Annotated in this window: 13 protein-coding genes and 1 tRNA gene; 9 read left to right on the top strand and 5 right to left on the bottom strand. The window is 40.3% G+C overall.

Annotated elements, in window-relative coordinates; genetic code table 11:
* The first annotated feature begins 41 nt into the window (after nucleotides 1-41).
* Nucleotides 42-581: an inorganic diphosphatase gene (locus AACZ87_RS08060; protein ID WP_092899840.1), complete on the top strand. Its 540-nt coding sequence runs from the start codon at nucleotides 42-44 to the stop codon at nucleotides 579-581.
* Nucleotides 582-770: 189 nt separating this feature from the next.
* Here AACZ87_RS08060 and AACZ87_RS08065 read toward each other — a convergent pair whose 3' ends face one another.
* Both AACZ87_RS08065 and AACZ87_RS08070 read right to left on the bottom strand, forming a co-directional pair.
* Nucleotides 771-1,226: a hypothetical protein gene (locus AACZ87_RS08065; RefSeq protein WP_339866274.1), complete on the bottom strand. Its 456-nt coding sequence runs from the start codon at nucleotides 1,224-1,226 to the stop codon at nucleotides 771-773.
* Complete coding sequence (locus AACZ87_RS08070) at nucleotides 1,213-1,818, bottom strand: ACP phosphodiesterase (protein ID WP_339866276.1); 606 nt, start codon at nucleotides 1,816-1,818, stop codon at nucleotides 1,213-1,215. Before AACZ87_RS08070 ends, AACZ87_RS08065 begins: the two co-directional genes overlap by 14 nt.
* Nucleotides 1,819-1,880: 62 nt before the next feature.
* Here AACZ87_RS08070 and AACZ87_RS08075 point away from each other — a divergent pair, with 62 nt between their 5' ends.
* On the top strand, nucleotides 1,881-3,809 hold the full coding sequence (locus tag AACZ87_RS08075) for an AAA domain-containing protein (RefSeq protein ID WP_339866278.1): 1,929 nt from the start codon (nucleotides 1,881-1,883) through the stop codon (nucleotides 3,807-3,809).
* Between the two features lie 56 nt (nucleotides 3,810-3,865).
* Here AACZ87_RS08075 and AACZ87_RS08080 read toward each other — a convergent pair whose 3' ends face one another.
* The gene (locus AACZ87_RS08080) at nucleotides 3,866-4,405 is read right to left on the bottom strand and encodes a DUF4924 family protein (protein ID WP_339866280.1); all 540 of its coding nucleotides are present in this window, start codon (nucleotides 4,403-4,405) and stop codon (nucleotides 3,866-3,868) included.
* Between the two features lie 174 nt (nucleotides 4,406-4,579).
* Between AACZ87_RS08080 and lepA the strand changes: the two genes are divergently transcribed.
* The 4 genes from lepA to AACZ87_RS08100 all read left to right on the top strand — a co-directional run bounded on the left by lepA (nucleotide 4,580) and on the right by AACZ87_RS08100 (nucleotide 8,095).
* Entirely contained in the window at nucleotides 4,580-6,373 is a 1,794-nt protein-coding gene (gene lepA / locus AACZ87_RS08085; protein WP_339866620.1) for a translation elongation factor 4, read from the top strand.
* Between the two features lie 186 nt (nucleotides 6,374-6,559).
* On the top strand, nucleotides 6,560-6,913 hold the full coding sequence (locus AACZ87_RS08090; RefSeq protein ID WP_339866282.1) for a four helix bundle protein: 354 nt from the start codon (nucleotides 6,560-6,562) through the stop codon (nucleotides 6,911-6,913).
* 91 nt (nucleotides 6,914-7,004) lie between these two features.
* Complete coding sequence (locus tag AACZ87_RS08095; protein WP_339866284.1) at nucleotides 7,005-7,886, top strand: tetrahydrofolate dehydrogenase/cyclohydrolase catalytic domain-containing protein; 882 nt, start codon at nucleotides 7,005-7,007, stop codon at nucleotides 7,884-7,886.
* A 125-nt stretch (nucleotides 7,887-8,011) separates the two neighbouring features.
* Nucleotides 8,012-8,095 (top strand) — tRNA-Leu (locus AACZ87_RS08100).
* Between the two features lie 64 nt (nucleotides 8,096-8,159).
* On the opposite strand, the gene AACZ87_RS08105 is transcribed toward AACZ87_RS08100, so the two are convergent.
* On the bottom strand, nucleotides 8,160-10,004 hold the full coding sequence (locus AACZ87_RS08105) for a hypothetical protein (RefSeq protein WP_339866285.1): 1,845 nt from the start codon (nucleotides 10,002-10,004) through the stop codon (nucleotides 8,160-8,162).
* A 304-nt stretch (nucleotides 10,005-10,308) separates the two neighbouring features.
* Here AACZ87_RS08105 and AACZ87_RS08110 point away from each other — a divergent pair, with 304 nt between their 5' ends.
* Together AACZ87_RS08110 and AACZ87_RS08115 are read left to right on the top strand one after the other, a co-directional pair.
* Complete coding sequence (locus AACZ87_RS08110) at nucleotides 10,309-10,851, top strand: DsrE family protein (protein ID WP_339866287.1); 543 nt, start codon at nucleotides 10,309-10,311, stop codon at nucleotides 10,849-10,851.
* 45 nt (nucleotides 10,852-10,896) lie between these two features.
* Entirely contained in the window at nucleotides 10,897-13,419 is a 2,523-nt protein-coding gene (locus tag AACZ87_RS08115; RefSeq protein ID WP_339866289.1) for an ATP-binding protein, read from the top strand.
* A 3-nt stretch (nucleotides 13,420-13,422) separates the two neighbouring features.
* On the opposite strand, the gene AACZ87_RS08120 is transcribed toward AACZ87_RS08115, so the two are convergent.
* Entirely contained in the window at nucleotides 13,423-14,826 is a 1,404-nt protein-coding gene (locus tag AACZ87_RS08120; RefSeq protein WP_339866291.1) for a sigma-54 dependent transcriptional regulator, read from the bottom strand.
* Between the two features lie 903 nt (nucleotides 14,827-15,729).
* Here AACZ87_RS08120 and AACZ87_RS08125 point away from each other — a divergent pair.
* On the top strand, nucleotides 15,730-17,613 hold the full coding sequence (locus AACZ87_RS08125) for an amidophosphoribosyltransferase (RefSeq protein ID WP_339866292.1): 1,884 nt from the start codon (nucleotides 15,730-15,732) through the stop codon (nucleotides 17,611-17,613).
* Nucleotides 17,614-17,814 lie beyond the last annotated feature (201 nt).

A 17,814-nucleotide genomic window follows, 5' to 3' on the forward strand; every position in this document is an offset into this window, starting at 1 on the left:
TTTGTGAAAGCTTCACTTTTTATTAACTAATTCAAGATATTATGATTAATCCCTGGCATGACGTCAACATTGGGAAAAATGCCCCTGAATTTGTAACAGGTGTAATTGAAATACCAAAAGGTAGCAAAGGTAAGTATGAACTAGACAAGAAAACCGGAATGCTGATGCTCGATCGCGTACTCTTCTCGGCGGTGCATTACCCAGCAAACTATGGGTTTATTCCACAAACTTTCTGTGAAGATCATGATCCTTTGGATATTTTGATTATTTCTCAAATTGACATTCCGTCGATGTGTCTAGTGGAGGCCAAAGTAATCGGTGTGATGAGAATGATCGATGGTGGTGAAGCTGATGATAAGATCATAGCTGTAGCTGCTGGTGACCAGTCTGTAAATTACATTAACGACATTGACGATCTTCCACCACACTTGATGAAAGAAGTTCACAGATTCTTTGAGGATTATAAGAAGCTTGAAAACAAAGAAGTAAAAGTAGAAGACTTCCTTGGCAAAGAAGATGCAATGCGGATCATTAGAGAAAGCGTTGATCTTTACGACCAAAACTTTAGAACCAAACGATGAAATTAAAGCCTGGGATTGATCTCAGGCTTTTTTTGGTTTTAACCGCAGACCACAAAGGATTCGCAGAGAGCGCTGGGTAGCTGAGAAAAGTAAACCTGTGAGGTAAAATTTAAAATTTGATTTATAGGCAGTCTGTTTGCTTGGTGAAGTTAAGGGATAAGGTGACTCAAAACTGCGACTGACCACTTCCTACTTCTTATTTTTTACCTTCTGCTTCCCTGCCTTTTTAGCCAAATATGCCACTAGATCTTTATAAGCTTCATGTTCGTGATTAGATACCGAAATGGATTGTTTATCTGAAAATGCGATGGTTACTTGACGAAACTCTTTTTTATTCGCCATAACTACTTCTTCTTCCCAAGCTAAAATTTGACTGACTGGATAGGTTTTGGTATACCCTTTCAAAGGTAATTTGACTATGATCTGATCTCTTCCTGCTGTGATGAATCGGTATCCAGCCAGCATTTTTACCAGCAACATCAAAATTACTAAGGTGATCAGCGAGCAGGCAATTAAATAAAACCATATTCCAAAACTTCCTTTGTAGGCAAAGTCTCGCAGAATGAATACTAAGCCAGAGATAAGGATGAGCAAAACTAGGCTTAATGAAATGTAGGTGGATACTTTTGGTTTAATGACCAGCATTGGAATCTTGAATTTCTATTAATTTCTCTCTTGCAAAAGTCTCCAAATCCTTGAAGAAAGCGAAGAAAATCACCTCAAATTCTGCTTCTTTCTCTATTAGAGACAGATGGGCTACATCCATTTTAGAATCGAAGCGAGTTCTTCGGGACATTCCCGTAAGTGTTTGCTTGATCCCGTCTATTTCTCGGTATTTCAACAACCAATTGTCTTTTTCCATCCATTGAAACATGTTTGCGAATCGATCCGGGAAGAGTTGCCGATGGTGTCTCAGTGTGGCAAATGTGTTTTGGATAAAATCTTCCAGAGGGATTCTGCTGTATATTGCCCAGTTTTTTGCCAGGAAATAATCAAAATAAATGTCCGTAATCACGGTGGAGTAATGTCTGAATGTTGGCCTTAAATAACTCTGTCCGGCTCGCACTAACGGATGAGTATCTGTGAACAAATCAATTTCACGATGTAGCTTAATTCCATTTTGAACGCCTTGAGGGAAGCCACCCATCATTTTTCCCTTCACAAAATCACCAATAAAATTCCCTACAAGCACTTCATCCTGACCAAAAGAAAGATAAGCATGCGCGAGGTAGTTCATAGGCAATATTGAGTTGGGAAAACTCGAGCGGTTTTGATTAGTTTCGTCTAAAATACGGATTGATGGACAAAGTCACTGAGGAATTAAAGAAAGGACTGAAACTTTTAAAACTGGAATGGCAGGAAGATCTCGCCCAATACAAACAGAAATTCCTGAATACTTCGCTTGCTGAGAAGAAAAAAGCAGGAATTACTTGGCACCCAATTCAACTCAAAAAGAGTAAAATCGGAATGGGAGAACGCCTTATCGTGGAGGTGGAGCGCTCGGAAGCTAGTTATGCCTCTTCGTTTAATTCGGGTAAATCAGTTTCCTTTTTCAGTACTCATGAATACTATAATGCTACTGAGAATCGGGTAAACGGAGTCATAAATTTTGTCAGACAAAATACCATGACCGTCACTTTGCAGGCAGATGAATTGCCAGAATGGATGGACGGAGGTAAGCTTGGGGTGGATCTTCTTTTTGATGAAGCGAGCTATCGGGAAATGGAGTTTGCACTGAAAAAAGTGATTTCTTCTGAAAACAAGCGGGTAGATGAGTTAAAGGATATTCTGCTGGGTGAAAAATCGCCCCAGTTTTCTGAAAAGCAGTTTAACACAAAACCCAATCTCAATTTTTCCCAAAACAAAGCTTGTGAACTGATAGCAAATGCCAAAGATGTGGCGGTGGTTCACGGACCTCCGGGAACTGGAAAGACGACAACATTGATCGAAGCGATACAAGATTCGGTGATCGCCGGAGAATCGATTTTAGTCTGTGCACCAAGTAATGCCGCGGTGGATCTTTTGGTAGAAAAGCTGATCGATCGGGGTATAGAAACCTTGCGTCTTGGCCATCCGGCTAGAGTGGAGGAGAAGATTCTGAATCAGACTTTGGATGCCAAAACAGCTTACCATCCGAGTTACCGTGATCTAAAAAAGCTTAGAAAAGAAACTGACCAATACCTGAAATTGGCCAAGCAATACAAGCGTAATTTTGGTCCTGAAGAACGTGCACAAAGAAAGCTGATGTATGCGGAAGTTTCCCGGCTGAGGGATGCATCCAAATCGCTGGAAGAATACATTCAATACGATATTTTTCAGAGGACAAAGGTTTTTGCCAGCACACTTGTAGGTGCATCATCTTACAATTTGAAAGGGATAGAGTTTGATGTGGTCTTTATCGATGAAGCAGCTCAGGGACTGGAGGCGGCAACTTGGATTCCCATTTTGAAGTCAAAGAAAGTGGTGTTTGCAGGCGATCATTGCCAGCTTCCGCCTACAATAAAGTCTTTTCAGGCGGCTCAGGAAGGGTTGGCTGAAACCTTATTTGAGAAAGTGATCGCCCGGAAGCCTCATGCTTCGCAAATGCTACAAATGCAATACCGAATGCCGGAAGCAATTATGGGATTCTCCAATGAGCAGTTTTATAAAGGAGAACTACAAGCTGCCGAGAATACAAAATCTCATACTTTTCCTGGTGAGAGCAATGCTTTGGAATGGATTGATACGGCCGGTGCAGGATTTATTGATCAAAAGGAACAAGACAGCTTGAGTACATGCAATCCCGAAGAAGCTGCATTTGCCTGCCGCTATTTGAATGAGATTGTTAAACGAATTGGAATTTCGGGTTTTAAGCAAGAAGGCTGGACTATTGGTCTGATTGCTCCCTATGGAGCACAGGTCCGCTTGCTTCGATCTTTGATTTTCGAAGGTTTTGAATATCCAAATCTGCGAGCTTTTTCTGATGTGATTACGATCGATACGGTGGATGGTTTCCAGGGTCAGGAGCGTGATCTGATGATGATTTCCCTTACTCGGTCCAATGAGAAAGGGGAGATTGGTTTTCTTGCAGATACTCGCAGGATGAATGTGGCATTAACACGCGCCAAACGAAAATTAGTCCTTATTGGCGATAGCAGCACATTAGCCCAAAACCCATTCTTTGATCAATTACTTCAGTATTTTGAGAAAAATGAGGGGTATAAAAGTGTGTGGGAGTTTTTGGGATGATGGAGGATATAATTTCTGAAAATCGGACATTGAAAATTGGAAATTTATAATTCTTCTCAATTCTTTGAAATCGTATTCTTTACTTTAAAATGATAGCTCAGCGTGCTAAGAATATCCCCAAAAGCATCAGCTGACTTCAATTGCTCATCGGATACTTTTTTTCCTAGAAGGCGACAAAGCAAAAGACCGTAAACCCCATTTAGGCAGATTTGAATTTCATTTCCCAGATCCTGACCTTCGGCCTGCATTACAGCTTCAATAATAAATGGTTTGGCTTTTTTATAGGCTTCAAAGTATGTAGGATCAGTTTTTAGTAGGTTCCAGTGGATTTGAGCCAGTTCTGAAACAAGATTATTTAATTCTTCCAAATGCCCTTTTTCCAAAATATCCTGAGCTTTCATTTTATCAAGAAGACCTAAATACCAATCAGCTATTTGCTTTTTCTCATCCTCAGAAACTGGATATTTCTCTACTACGAAGGTTTTGATTTCATCCGCATTTCCCTGGTAGGATCTGATCAGATCCTCCATTTGGTACATGTAGATGATGTATTCGGCGATGCTGTTTGACTTCTTGTTTTCGGCTACTGACTGCATGAGACTGGTTTTTGAAAAGACAAAGTTGGGGAAATTTTCAATTAACAATTAACAATGATCAATTTTCAAATAGTATAAGAAGTGGAGGCTAAACTTGAATATTGAATTTGAAACTTGATCATTGAGTTTGAAAATTCTCTTATCTCCTACTTATTTACTACTTTTGCGGGCAGAATGGATATGCAAAAAATAAGGAATTTCTGTATTATAGCCCATATTGATCATGGGAAGAGTACTTTGGCGGATAGACTATTACAGCAAACTGATACGGTCGCAGATCGCGATATGCAAAATCAGTTGTTGGATAATATGGATCTAGAGCGGGAGCGTGGCATCACGATCAAGTCTCATGCGATTCAAATGAAATATACTCATGAAGGTGAGGTTTATACGCTCAACCTAATTGATACCCCCGGTCACGTGGATTTTTCATACGAGGTTTCCCGATCTATAGCGGCCTGTGAAGGCGCTTTGCTAATCGTGGATGCTTCTCAAGGAATTGAAGCTCAGACGATTTCCAATCTTTACCTAGCCTTGGGTCATGATCTGGAAATCATCCCTGTACTAAATAAAATTGACCTTCCTGGAGCTGATCCTGAGTCTGTTGCTGATGAGGTGATTGATTTGATTGGTTGCGATAGAGAAGATATTATTTTGGCCTCCGGCAAAACAGGTATTGGTATTGACGATATCCTGAAAGCTGTGGTGACTAGAATTCCTGCTCCTAAAGGAGATCCGGATGCACCACTTCAAGCGATGATTTTTGACTCGGTTTACAATCCATTCCGAGGTGTGGAGGTAATCTTCAGAATTTTCAACGGTACGTTCAGCAAAGGAGACAAGATCAAATTTGTCAACACTGGAAAGGAATACGAGGCGGATGAAATCGGGATTTTGGGCTTAAACCAAATTCCGCAACAAACCATGAGCGCTGGTAACGTAGGTTACCTGATCTCTGGGGTGAAAGTTGCCAAAGAAATTAAAGTGGGAGATACAATCACGCACATTAAAAGACCATGTGATAAAGCAATTCAGGGTTTTGAAAACGTAAAGCCAATGGTTTTCGCAGGTATTTATCCTGTGGAGACTACGGACTACGAAGAGCTACGCTATTCCATGGAGAAACTTCAGTTGAACGATGCTTCGCTAGTTTGGGAACCTGAAACATCCATGGCTTTAGGATTTGGATTCCGTTGCGGATTCTTGGGAATGCTCCACATGGAGATTATCCAGGAGCGTTTGGAGCGGGAATTTGACATGACTGTGATCACGACAGTGCCTTCGGTACAGTTCAAAGCACTCATGACTAATGATACATACCAGATAATCAATGCACCTTCCGATATGCCGGATCCAACTCGGATGAAGCATATTGAAGAGCCTTATGTGAAAGCTTCCATCATCACTGCCGCAGAATATGTTGGCGCAGTAATTACGCTTTGTATGGACAAGCGTGGTCAGATCAAAAACCAGGTTTACCTTACTGCTGAGCGTGTGGAATTGACTTTCGATATGCCATTGGCGGAGATTGTTTTTGACTTCTTCGATAAATTGAAAACCATATCCAGAGGTTATGCTTCCTTGGATTATGAGTTGAAAGGATACGAGATCTCGCACATGGTGAGATTGGATGTGATGCTAAATGGCGAGCCAGTTGATGCCTTGTCAGCGGTAGTTCACAGAGATAAAGCGTACGATTGGGGCAGAAGACTTTGTGAGAAACTGAAGGAATTGGTTCCACGTCAAATGTTTGAAATCGCTATCCAAGCGGCTATAGGTCAGAAAATTATCGCTAGAGAAACAGTAAAGGCGATGCGTAAAAACGTGTTGGCGAAGTGTTATGGAGGTGATATTTCCCGTAAGCGTAAATTGCTTGAAAAGCAGAAAAAAGGTAAGAAGCGAATGAGACAAGTCGGAAACGTCGAGGTGCCTCAGGAAGCATTTATGGCGGTGCTGAAGCTGGATTAACGTATTTACGATTTACGATTTGAGATTTACGACATCCATCTGAACCTTGATCGTCTTTTGTAATCAATGTTCCACAACTTCAATATTGGTGAGTTACATACGAGATGTGATTTACGAGATTTAATCATAAATCGACCCGTAATTTCATAGGTAAGTTTTTTAGATTTAGTTCTAAATGAAAGCTATATGAAAGAGGAAATGATTCGAAGGACAAAGCAGTTTGCTATTGATGTTTGGAGATTGAGTTCGAAATTGCCTCATTCTAGAGAGTATAATAATTATGTGAATCAGTTAATCAGAAGTTCTAGTTCTGTTGCCGCTAATTATAGAGCAGTTTGCAGAGCTAAATCCAAAGCTGATTTTATTAATAAATTGAAAATTGTGGAGGAAGAGGGTGACGAAAGTCAATTCTTTCTTGAAGTGATTGACGAAATCAATGATAATCCTGAGTTGATTCCTGAGATCAAAAGATTAATTAAAGAAGCAGATGAACTATTAGCCATAGTTGTTGCTAGCATAAAAACAGCAAGATCCTCTTAATTCTAAAAGTAGATTTTCAGGATCATTATATAATTTAAGGGTTGGAGTTCCTGAGGAACTCGTAAATCCAAAATCGTAATTCGTAAATCAAATGATCTTAATTGACGGTAAAAAAACCTCACAAGACATCAAAAATGAAATCGCTACCCGAGTGGCGGAAATAAAAGCTGAAGGAGGCAAAACACCTCATTTGGCAGCTATTCTTGTGGGAAGTGATGGAGCCAGCCAGACCTACGTTAATGCAAAAGTGAAGGCCTGTGGAGAATGTGGTTTTGAATCAACTTTGGTAAGACTGGAGGATAATGTCTCCGAAGAGGAATTGTTAAAAGTGGTGGAGGATATTAATGAGAATGCTGATATAGATGGATTGATCGTTCAGCTTCCGCTGCCTAAGCATATCTCTGTTGAGAAAGTAACCAATAAGATCAAGCCCGAGAAAGATGTAGATGGATTTACTCCAGCAAACGTTGGACGTATGGCTTTGAACTGGCCTGCTTACGTTGCGGCGACTCCTTACGGCATCGTAGAATTGCTGAAGAGATACAATATCGAGACTTCAGGCAAGCATTGCGTGGTGATCGGTAGATCCCATATCGTAGGAAGTCCGATGAGTATCCTGATGGCCAGAAATGGCTATCCGGGAAATGCTACGGTGACGTTGACTCATAGCCGGACTGCCAATCTTCAAGAGATCGCTAAAACTGCAGATATTCTGATCGTAGCTTTAGGAAAGCCTCATTTCGTAACTGCTGATATGGTGAAGCCAGGCGCTGTGGTAATCGATGTGGGGATTCACAGGATTGAAGATGCAAGCAAGAAATCAGGTTTCAGATTGGTTGGAGATGTGAAGTTTGAAGAAGTGGAGGAAATCGCTTCTGCGATCACGCCGGTACCTGGTGGAGTAGGGCCGATGACGATTGCATCTTTACTTTACAATACGCTATTGTCAGCTGAGAAGAAAGTTTACGGATGATAATGTGTTTCTGTTAGTGAGACACTAACAGGGGCGTTGGAGGAATCCCAAGAAAATAATTGCAAAAGGTTAGCATCGGGTTTGCTTGGAATAGGCAAGTCTGATACTTTTGCAGACTGTTAACCGCGCACGTGGTGAAACTGGTAGACACGCCAGCTTGAGGGGCTGGTGCTTTAAGTAGTGTGGAGGTTCGAATCCTCTCGTGCGCACAGAAAAGGCCTATACTCATCATATAGGCCTTTTTTCATTTATTGTAGGGCGTTTTGTAGGGCACTACACTCTCCTTATTTCAGATTTGCCTACCAGATCTATAGATCCTAAGACCAAATCAGGACAATTTTTTATTTCAATTAGTGTATCTGTCAAGACACCACCTTCCAAAATACCTGATACATTTTCGATCATTACAGTATTACCTGAAAGGTAATTTCCTCTCATAGTAAAGTCACGTTGGTTATTGATATAAATTTCGCCCCCTGATACCTCATTCTTCAAAAGTTTATTGCCATATCCAAATCTTTTACTGTACTCGCTAGTAATGCGGATTGCACTAATAGTGTCGTAGATCTTATTTTCCTCGATTATGTTGCCTATTGCATGGCAAAAGTAATCTGGATTCTCTACCCCAAAAGCTCCAAGACTAGCCATATTTAAGCCACTTCGGCCTCCTCTTACCACATTTCGTGCAATTATATTATGAAATCCACCTCCCCAAAGACTTAGTGCATGTCCAGGCTGATTGGTCTTGGGTACGACACCATTTACCGTGTTTTCGGAGATAGAACATTTATAAAAACCAGTGACCAGCGAAGCTTCAGAACCTACGGAGGGGATATAGTCACCTTCAATAACAATTTTAAGAGAATTACCATTGTTGTATGGTTCAGAAGAAATAACTCTAAAATCTTTGTACTCGCTATCAATCACGAAAAGGAAGTTTTTAGCATCTCCCACAAAAGCAGCATTTACAGTTTTATTCCCATATTTTTTGCCTGCTATTAATTCTTCAATGAAGTAAAGAGTATCAATTTCTATTACTGTTCCGGAATCTCCTCTGTATGCCTTGGAAATATAAAATTTGGTAATAACAGGCAATAGATTCAGCGAGTTTGCATAGGAATCAAATCCAGCTCCTTCTTCCAATACTTCGTTTACTGTATTTCTATGAAATTTAAATCCAATGGACAAAGCTTCCCTATTGGCTGATGCTTGTAAAGCTGTATTAAATCCCTTTCCGGATGTATTTCCAATGAGCTCACAGGTTTCAAGTACGCGGCTTACACGAATACCGTTATCGGCATAACTAGCCACGATAGAGGAATTTTTTATACTTACTTTTTTTGCGTGGTCAATGTAAAAACCTGACCTCAATTGAGCCTCTGTTTCAATTACTACTCCATCTGCTTCGATTGTTGCCTTTAAACTGTCAACGGTAATAGGGTTTCTGCTTTTTTCTAAAGAGTTTAGGTTAATAGTTAGACCATGTAAGATCTGGTCAGCATGTCTATCAGGAGTACATTCTACAATGATATTCTTTAGTGTTATACCTTGTACTTTAGTGGATATTTTATTGAAAGATGGATTGTTATCATTTTTAATTCCGATCAACGTCCCTTCACCCGATATACTTTTAGTCTTCTGATACCAAAGTGCATTCATTCCTGCTCCCTGCAAGTGGATGTAAGTCCCTTTGGGTATATATAGGTTAACATTGGAGAGATCAAGATTATTAAATTCAGGAGTTCCAATGTAACTTCTGGCCAACTCGCTGGTTTTAACTCCATTTTTAATTTTTATTATTCTCACCCCATTGTTTTGCTCTATCCAGTATCCATCACCCATCGGTGTGGAATGTCCAGGATAACAGCAGCCTTGAAACGTTAACCCTTCTATTTGGGAATCTATTGGCTCAACTCCGTACTCATGAATACTTATTGCATCCTCAGGAATAGGTGTTGGCTTGTATGGTTCTCGTTCTTGTTTATGCTCAGGAGTTGGAGTAGAGGGTGCAGCGATAGTCGAAAGGAGGGAGGTGTTTACCACAGAATCGTCTATGTCAATTTCTCCTGAGGCTTTAAATAATCCCTCGATTTCAAGTGTGAATTTTCGAACAGTCATAGGAAGTTTTGTTAAAAAAAAATAAGAAGAGTACCAATTTCACTAAACCTTATTCACAGTTTTGCACATAGGTCAGTTTACGTTGGTTTGATCATATGTACTAATATAATAATCAGAAGTGATTTGATCATCATACAAAGATTTAAACTATAACTGGTTGATAGTTAGTTGTGTTCTCGCTTAACTGAGCTTTCTGGTGGATTTGCCATCGTTGAAGTACTTATGGAGGTGAATTGACTTTTTTCCACCATCGGCATTCCTCTCCATATTTTTTTTCCTACATTTTGAGCCAAATTTGATTTCTATGAACCAACTAGTTAAAACAGCATTATTCTGTGCTGCGATTTTTACTACACAATTTTCATTTGGCCAATCTGCCCAATTCCCTCTCGTAAAGGATTTTGGGGGGATTTATGAAGTTCCTGAGGCATCTGAAAGGCCAGATGGTAGTATGGATTATTATGTCTTGGTTGACTTGTCCACAGGAGCTGAAAACAATGCAGAGATTAGTCGCTGGGTAGATAATGTAGCACGAATGATGAATCTTCATGGGCTCGCTGGTGTTTCCAAGGATCGGATGCATGTAAAAGTGGTAGTTCATGGTGGTGCGATTGCAACCGTTATGAACAATGAAGTATATCAAAAGCGATATAATTCTGAAAATCCAAATATTCCTGTCTTTAAAGCTTTGGAAGCGGCAGGAGCAGAAATTCTTGTTTGCGGTCAATCAATGCGAGCAAGAAATCTGGAGAAATCTGATTTGTACGATGGTGTCAATGTGGCACTTTCGGCTTTGACTACGGTGACAACCTATGCACCAAAAGGATACACAGTCTTAAAATTTTAATCTCCAGTTGGAATAATTATTGGTTCTGGGGGTAATGTGTTTTTCATGAAAAAAAAATCCCCAAGTTCCAATACTGCAGGAAAAGTCGTCGCAGGCTTTTTCTTAGCCGCTATTTTCTTAATTGGAATAGCAGGGATGACCTATTATACCCAAAATAGGCTCCTTCAAACAATGGGGGAATTAGCTGCTCCAAATCAAAAACTCAACCTTCTTAACGAGCTTCAATCCAAGATTATTGAAATCACCCAGCTGGATCTCTCTGGTGTGGAGTCGGACTTTAGGATACAGGACTCCAGTGTGACCTCCCTCAAGACTAAGCTACAGGAACTAGCTTTGCTGGCAGAGGATTCTTTGGAAATCTCTTATATTCAGAGTGTACAGACGAACCTTGATACGCTCATCCTTGGCTATGTGAATTTGTATGAGGTAAAGTCAAGTATGGCAAGTAGGAATTTCACGAAGGAAGCACTTAATAAAGTAGAGCTTGGAATTCGAAGAAGAGCAGCTAGTCTCGAGCAAAAACCAATTGAAAAAATCAATCCCAAAGAAAATCTTTTTAATGAGCTACAGCAGGAAATTTCTTCACGACAGGAAGCCAAAATCAGTAAAGTACCACAGAAAGCCATTATAACTACTGAAGATGATAAGTCAATAGCTTATCTGCGGGATTTACAAAGACAGAATTTCAGGGACTCTAACCTTCCCCAAGGTCAGACATTGGATAGTGTACTTTACAATATCAAAGGGGTAATCAATAGAGTAAACCGCGAGGAGTCTTTTCAGAGACAGAAGCTTGCTAAGATGGAATCTGATATTTCCATCAGTCAAAGTAAGATTATTAAGACGATTCAGAACCTAGTGGTCACGTTGCAGCAGCGGGCGATTGAAAAATCAAATACTCAAAACGACTCCGCGTATAAGCTAACCTATGACATGACTTATTTTTTGATCATGATTGTAGTTTTTGCAGTGCTGGGCGCAGCAATTATGGTTTATTCGATTTTGAAGGAAATCAAAGTGACCAAAAAATACCAGGAAAACCTGGAGATATCACGCCAAAAATCAGAGCAGCTGGCGAGGTCCAAGCAGGAATTCTTAGCGAACATGAGTCATGAGATTAGAAATCCGCTTCATGTGATTCAGGGATACCGTTCAGTGATGGAGAAATCCGAACTCAATTCGAGTCAGCAATCACATCTAAGAATGATAGGTTTTGCCTCGGATACGCTGATGGAAATCGTGGATGAGGTATTAGATTTCTCCAAGTTGGAAGCGGGTAAATTGAAATTAGAGGCAAACCCATTTGATCCGGCATCTCTTTTCTCATCTCTTCAGAGTTTCTTTGAATTGCAGGCTGCGGAGAAAAAAGTTGATTTTGAATGGTCTCTAGACTTGCCAGATGACAAATGGCTCATCGGTGATCAGCTTCGCTTGAAACAAATCCTGAACAACCTTCTGAGCAATGCTTTTAAATTTACCTCGGAGGGTTCAATCCGAGTAATTGTGTGGTGGGTAGATAGTCTACTAAATGTGGAAATAAGGGACACGGGGATAGGAATGTCTCCAGCAGTTTTGGATAAGGTGTTTCGTGAATTTGATCAGGCGGACACGTCGATTTCCCGAAAATACGGTGGTACGGGTCTTGGTTTGGCAATCGTCCAACGCCTTGTTTCCTTGATGGGAGGGGAGATCAACGCTTCCAGCATAGAACATGAAGGTACTACCATGCGAGTGGAATTACCTATGAAGGCAACGGAAGCGCAGCATGTGGAATTCAACCCTGATGAAATTGTTTCTTTGGATCTTTCTGGTCTGAAAATCCTACTTGTGGATGACGACAAAGTAGGGATTAGGTATTTGGAAACAATCCTAAGTTACTTTGGAGCTTCAGTTATTGCCTATCCTGGCGGTACTAACTTTAGAGACGAGTTTGTTCCCGTAGCTTTTGATTTGGCGATTTTGGATATACAGATGCCGGAGTTTTCCGGGTTCGATGTGGTAGATAAACTGCGTTCTGTGGATTTGTACAAGGAGATTCCGATCATGGCGATGACTGCAAATGTGTTCATCGAAGAACGAGACAAGATGATGGAAAGTGGTTTTACTGAAATTATCTTCAAGCCTTTTCAAGAACGAGTCTTGATTCAGATATTAGGTACCTTTTTTCCAAATCATGTATTGAAAGCACCCACAGCTAGTCAAAAAGTCAGCGATTCGGAGAGTAGCTTATTCCAATTGAAAGATTTGGCGAGATTCTGCATGGGTGATGAACTGTTGCTGCAGGATATTGTGCGAGAGCTTGTGGTGGAGACTCAAAAGGACTTGGATAAGATCAATAAGGCTAGAAAAAATGATGATTTTGAGGGGATTCTTGAAATCTGTCATCAGCTAGGAAGTCGTCTAGGGCAGATCAAGAGTTCGGCTGGGCAAACTGCCAGAAAGGTAGAGAACAGCTTGAAAATAGGTAATAAAAATGGCCTCGGTGATTCGCTGAATCAGTTGGATGAGGAGATCCGCATCTTACTTTCAGCACTTACCGAGACCATTGACAAATCAGTGAATGTGTAGGTTTTAGTCCAATCCGTACTTTTCCATTTTGCTGTATAGCGTCTTTCGATCCATATTAAGTATGCGTGCAGTTTTGGACTTGTTGAATTTGGTGTCCATCAAGACCTTTTGAATCAATTCCTTTTCCTGCTCAACCCATTGTGATTTGTAATCTTTTGGAGATGGTAATTCTGAACTACGGGAATAACCACCAAGACTAATAGAGTTGCCTGCAACACTCACAGACGGTTCATAAAGATCTGCTGGCAAAGCATCTTTTTCTACATGAGAGCCAGAAGTCAAGAGGACAGCACGTTTAATGATATTTCGTAATTCTCTTAGATTCCCTGGCCAATCATATGCAAGGAAAATCTCCCAAACGTCCGGCGAGAAACCTTTCACATTTTTACCAAGTCGCTCATTGCTTTCATCAAGAAATTGGTCTGCAAAGTCTTCCAAATCCTCTTTCTTATTACGCAGAGGTATTGCGCTAAGTGTAAACTCGTTAAGTCTGTGGTACAAATCCTCACGGAAATGACCGTCCCCAGCTTGTAAGATTAAATTGTCATTTGTGGCGGCGATAATCCGCACATCGATCTGGATTTCTTTATTTCCTCCGATTTTTCTTATAGTTCTTTCCTGAATTGCCCGAAGCAGTTGGATTTGAACTTCATAACTCAGGTTTCCGATTTCATCTAGGAAAATTGTCCCGCCATTTGCCATTTCAAAGTGACCGGTTTTATTTTCCAATGCGCCAGTGAAAGCTCCTTTTACATGCCCAAATAATTCACTTCCGGCCAATTCTTTGGGCAAAGCCCCACAGTCCAATGCGATGAATGGACCGTCCTTACGCGTAGAGAAATCATGAATTCTTCTAGAAATGAATTCTTTTCCAGTTCCTGTTTCCCCAAGCACCAAAACGCTGAGATCGGTAGGAGCCACTAGCTGAATGTGTTTCTCAAGTTTCTCCGCTTCCGCCGAACTACCTATTACATAGCTGCTTTCGGATTTTATCTTGGATAAAGAAGTGGAAGCGCTAGAAGCTACCGCTGCAGCTTGCTCAGGAACTTTAGCAGACAAAGATTCCTGGACAGTTGCTAGAAGTTCATCTGGATTGATAGGCTTAGTGATGTACTCAAATGCCCCAAGCTTCATAGCCTTGATAGCAATTCGGATATCTGAGTAGTGAGTAATCAGGATTACTTGAGTTTGGGGGTAGTTACTTTTGGACCATTGGAGAAGCTCCATACCTGTACCATCGGGCAGCCTGAAATCAGCAATAATCAAATCGAACTTAGAATTGCTAAAAAATTGCTGAGCTTCTTTGACTTTTATTGCAGTTTGAACGGTGAATCCATTTTTCTCAAGAAAGGTCTTGACAATTCTTGAATAGGTCAGATCATCCTCAACTAATAGTATATGCTTCATGAATTAAATTCTTTTGATGGGTAATTAACAAAAAAAGCACCAGACAAGTGCGCTATGCATTTTTGCTAAGGGTCAATAGACAACTAATCTTTAATTTATTCTCTGAATATCTCAACTAGTGAGGTGATTTTGTCCTTAGAATTATCGTAGGGTGGTTTTTTAAAAGTAGAAATCTAAAGGTTTTTCGCATTTGCTTTGGAACATACAAATTAGGTATGACATCAGAGGATTTGTCAGAAAGTTGCCAATACCAGTTGCGGGAATTACATCATTTCAATCACGAATTTGTCATCCCTTCAGGCATGTAGAATTTCAATAACAATGATGCATATGTAAAACTGACACTTCAGGTAATTATGGAATAAGAAGAATTTATGATTATCCGCAAAGATGCCAGTCACCTTAGATTCTTTGCTTACCTGGTCGGAAGACCGAATGACCGAAGACTCCCGCACAGGCGGGACAGGCTGAAGCGGCCTCAATTCTTAAGTTTAAAAAATCCTTTTGTGCTTTTGACTCCATACTGGAACAAAAGCGGATATACATAAAATAATTTCAAAAATTTTACATTCTTTGAACATTAGTATAAAGGTTGAGTTTATGCATAAACCAGGGGTTTCTGCCCCGTGTTTTTAATTGGGGAAACTAGACAATGATCCTTTTACCAACTTCGATTGGTAAGAGATAGGGCTGATTTTGAAGGGAGTTAGCTAATTCTATGCGCAGAATTTAATCTCAGATTATCAGGGGAATTGGGGTTTGACTTGAATTATATGGATTTGAGAAATGTCAAAATGAGTATGATTTGCCAAATTTATTGGAAGCAAAGAGAACTTATTTTGCCGAAAATATCTTCAGAAAACAATTACCTTTGATTCTTCAAAATAACATTTGCCAGACTCTATGAGTGACGCTATCAAACACGAATGCGGCATAGCAATGATTAGATTGCGAAAACCTGCCCAATATTACATTGATAAGTACGGGACAGCTGCTTTTGCTTCTAACAGGTTGTATGTCCTGATGCAAAAACAAATCAATAGAGGGCAGGATGGCGCAGGTGTCGCCAATGTCAAAATAGACACTAAGCCTGGTACTCGATACATTAGTAGATACAGATCTATTGAGCCATCAGCTGTCAACTACATTTTTGACAAAATCAACAGGAAATATAAGAAGGCCAAGAAAATCGGAGGTCATGATGCATTGACTGATGGAAATTGGCTGAAAGAAAACATTGCTTTCACTGGAGAAGTATGGCTGGGGCACCTGAGATACGGAACTCATGGTGAAAACTCAATTGAGACTTGCCATCCTTTCCTTAAGCAAAATAACTGGAGAAGCCGAAACCTGGTAATGGCCGGTAACTTCAACATGACTAACGTAGAGGAGCTTTTTGATAAGCTCGTTCAGCTTGGTCAGCACCCAAAGGAAAAGACTGATACAGTCACTGTGATGGAGAAAATCGGTCACTTCCTTGACGAGGAAAATCAACGAATTTTTGATAAATATAAACACCAATTCTCCAATGAGCAGATCACTCAGGTGATTGAGGACGAATTGGACATGGCTAGAATCCTTAGGAGATCATGTAGAGATTTCGATGGGGGATATGCTATGGCGGGCATCGTAGGGAATGGCTCAGCGTTCGTAGTTCGGGATCCTTCCGGTATTCGTCCGGCATATTATTACGCCGATGATGAGGTGATTGTGGTTGCATCAGAAAAGCCTGCAATCAAATCCGCCTTCAATATTAATTTCAATTCAATCAAAGAAATTCAGCCAGGGCATGCTTTGGTGATCAATAAAGATGGGTCTTTTGCAGAATCAGAAATTATGCCTGCAAGGGAGAAGAAGTCGTGCTCATTTGAGCGAATCTATTTCTCTAGAGGAACTGATCCAAATATCTATCAGGAAAGAAAAAATCTTGGGAAGGCATTGATCCCTCAGATTTTGAAAGCGATTGATTTTGATCTTAAAAACACTGTTTTTTCATACATTCCAAATACTGCTGAAACTGCGTTCCTAGGAATGATTGAAGGCTTGGAGGATTATTTGGCGGCCAAACGAAGAGAAGTCTTTGTGGACGGCAAACCTCATATGGGGGATTTGGATGAGCTATTGAATTTCCGACCAAGAGTGGAAAAGCTGGTGAGCAAAGATGTGAAATTGCGTACATTCATCACCAACGACGAAGATCGTGATTCCATAGTCGCCAATGTTTATGATACCACCTATGAGGTAATCAAGCCTGGTGTCGATACCCTAGTGGTAATTGACGACAGTATCGTCAGGGGAACTACACTAGAGAAAAGTATCTTGACAACGCTGGATAAGTTAAATCCAAAGCGAATCATTATAGTTTCTTCTGCTCCACAGATTAGATTCCCTGATTGCTACGGAATCGATATGTCGAAAATGAAGGAATTTATTGCTTTCAGAGCTGCATTAGCCTTGATCAAAGAACGAAAAATTGACTACACACTAGAACAGGTTCATGATTCATGTGTAGCACAACCATATTCTACGGAGAATTTCGTCAAAGGCGTTTACAGCTCTTTTACGGATGATGAGATTTCAGAGAAAATCTCTGAGATCGTTACCAATGATGATATCAAAGCTGAAGTGGTAGTTCTTTATCAAACTGTGGAAAACTTACATAAATGCTGTCCTGATCACTTGGGAGATTGGTATTTCACTGGCGATTATCCTACTACTGGCGGTATGCGCGTAGTGAATAAATCATTTGTGAATTTCATGGAAGGCAAGACCGTAAGAGCCTATTAAACAAAATCATTCGAATGAATTCGAATAGAGTATTGGAATAATTAGATTATCCGCAATGATGTCATTCACCTTAGGATCTTTGCTTATCTCATCGGAAGATCGAAGCGGACTCAATGCTTAATTTTAACATTACCTACATTGCTTTTGCCTCCTTACTGGTAGAGAAGCTATTATTCATATAGAATTATTAAGGCACAGAGA

Source organism: uncultured Algoriphagus sp. (genome assembly GCF_963974365.1).
Taxonomy (GTDB): domain Bacteria; phylum Bacteroidota; class Bacteroidia; order Cytophagales; family Cyclobacteriaceae; genus Algoriphagus.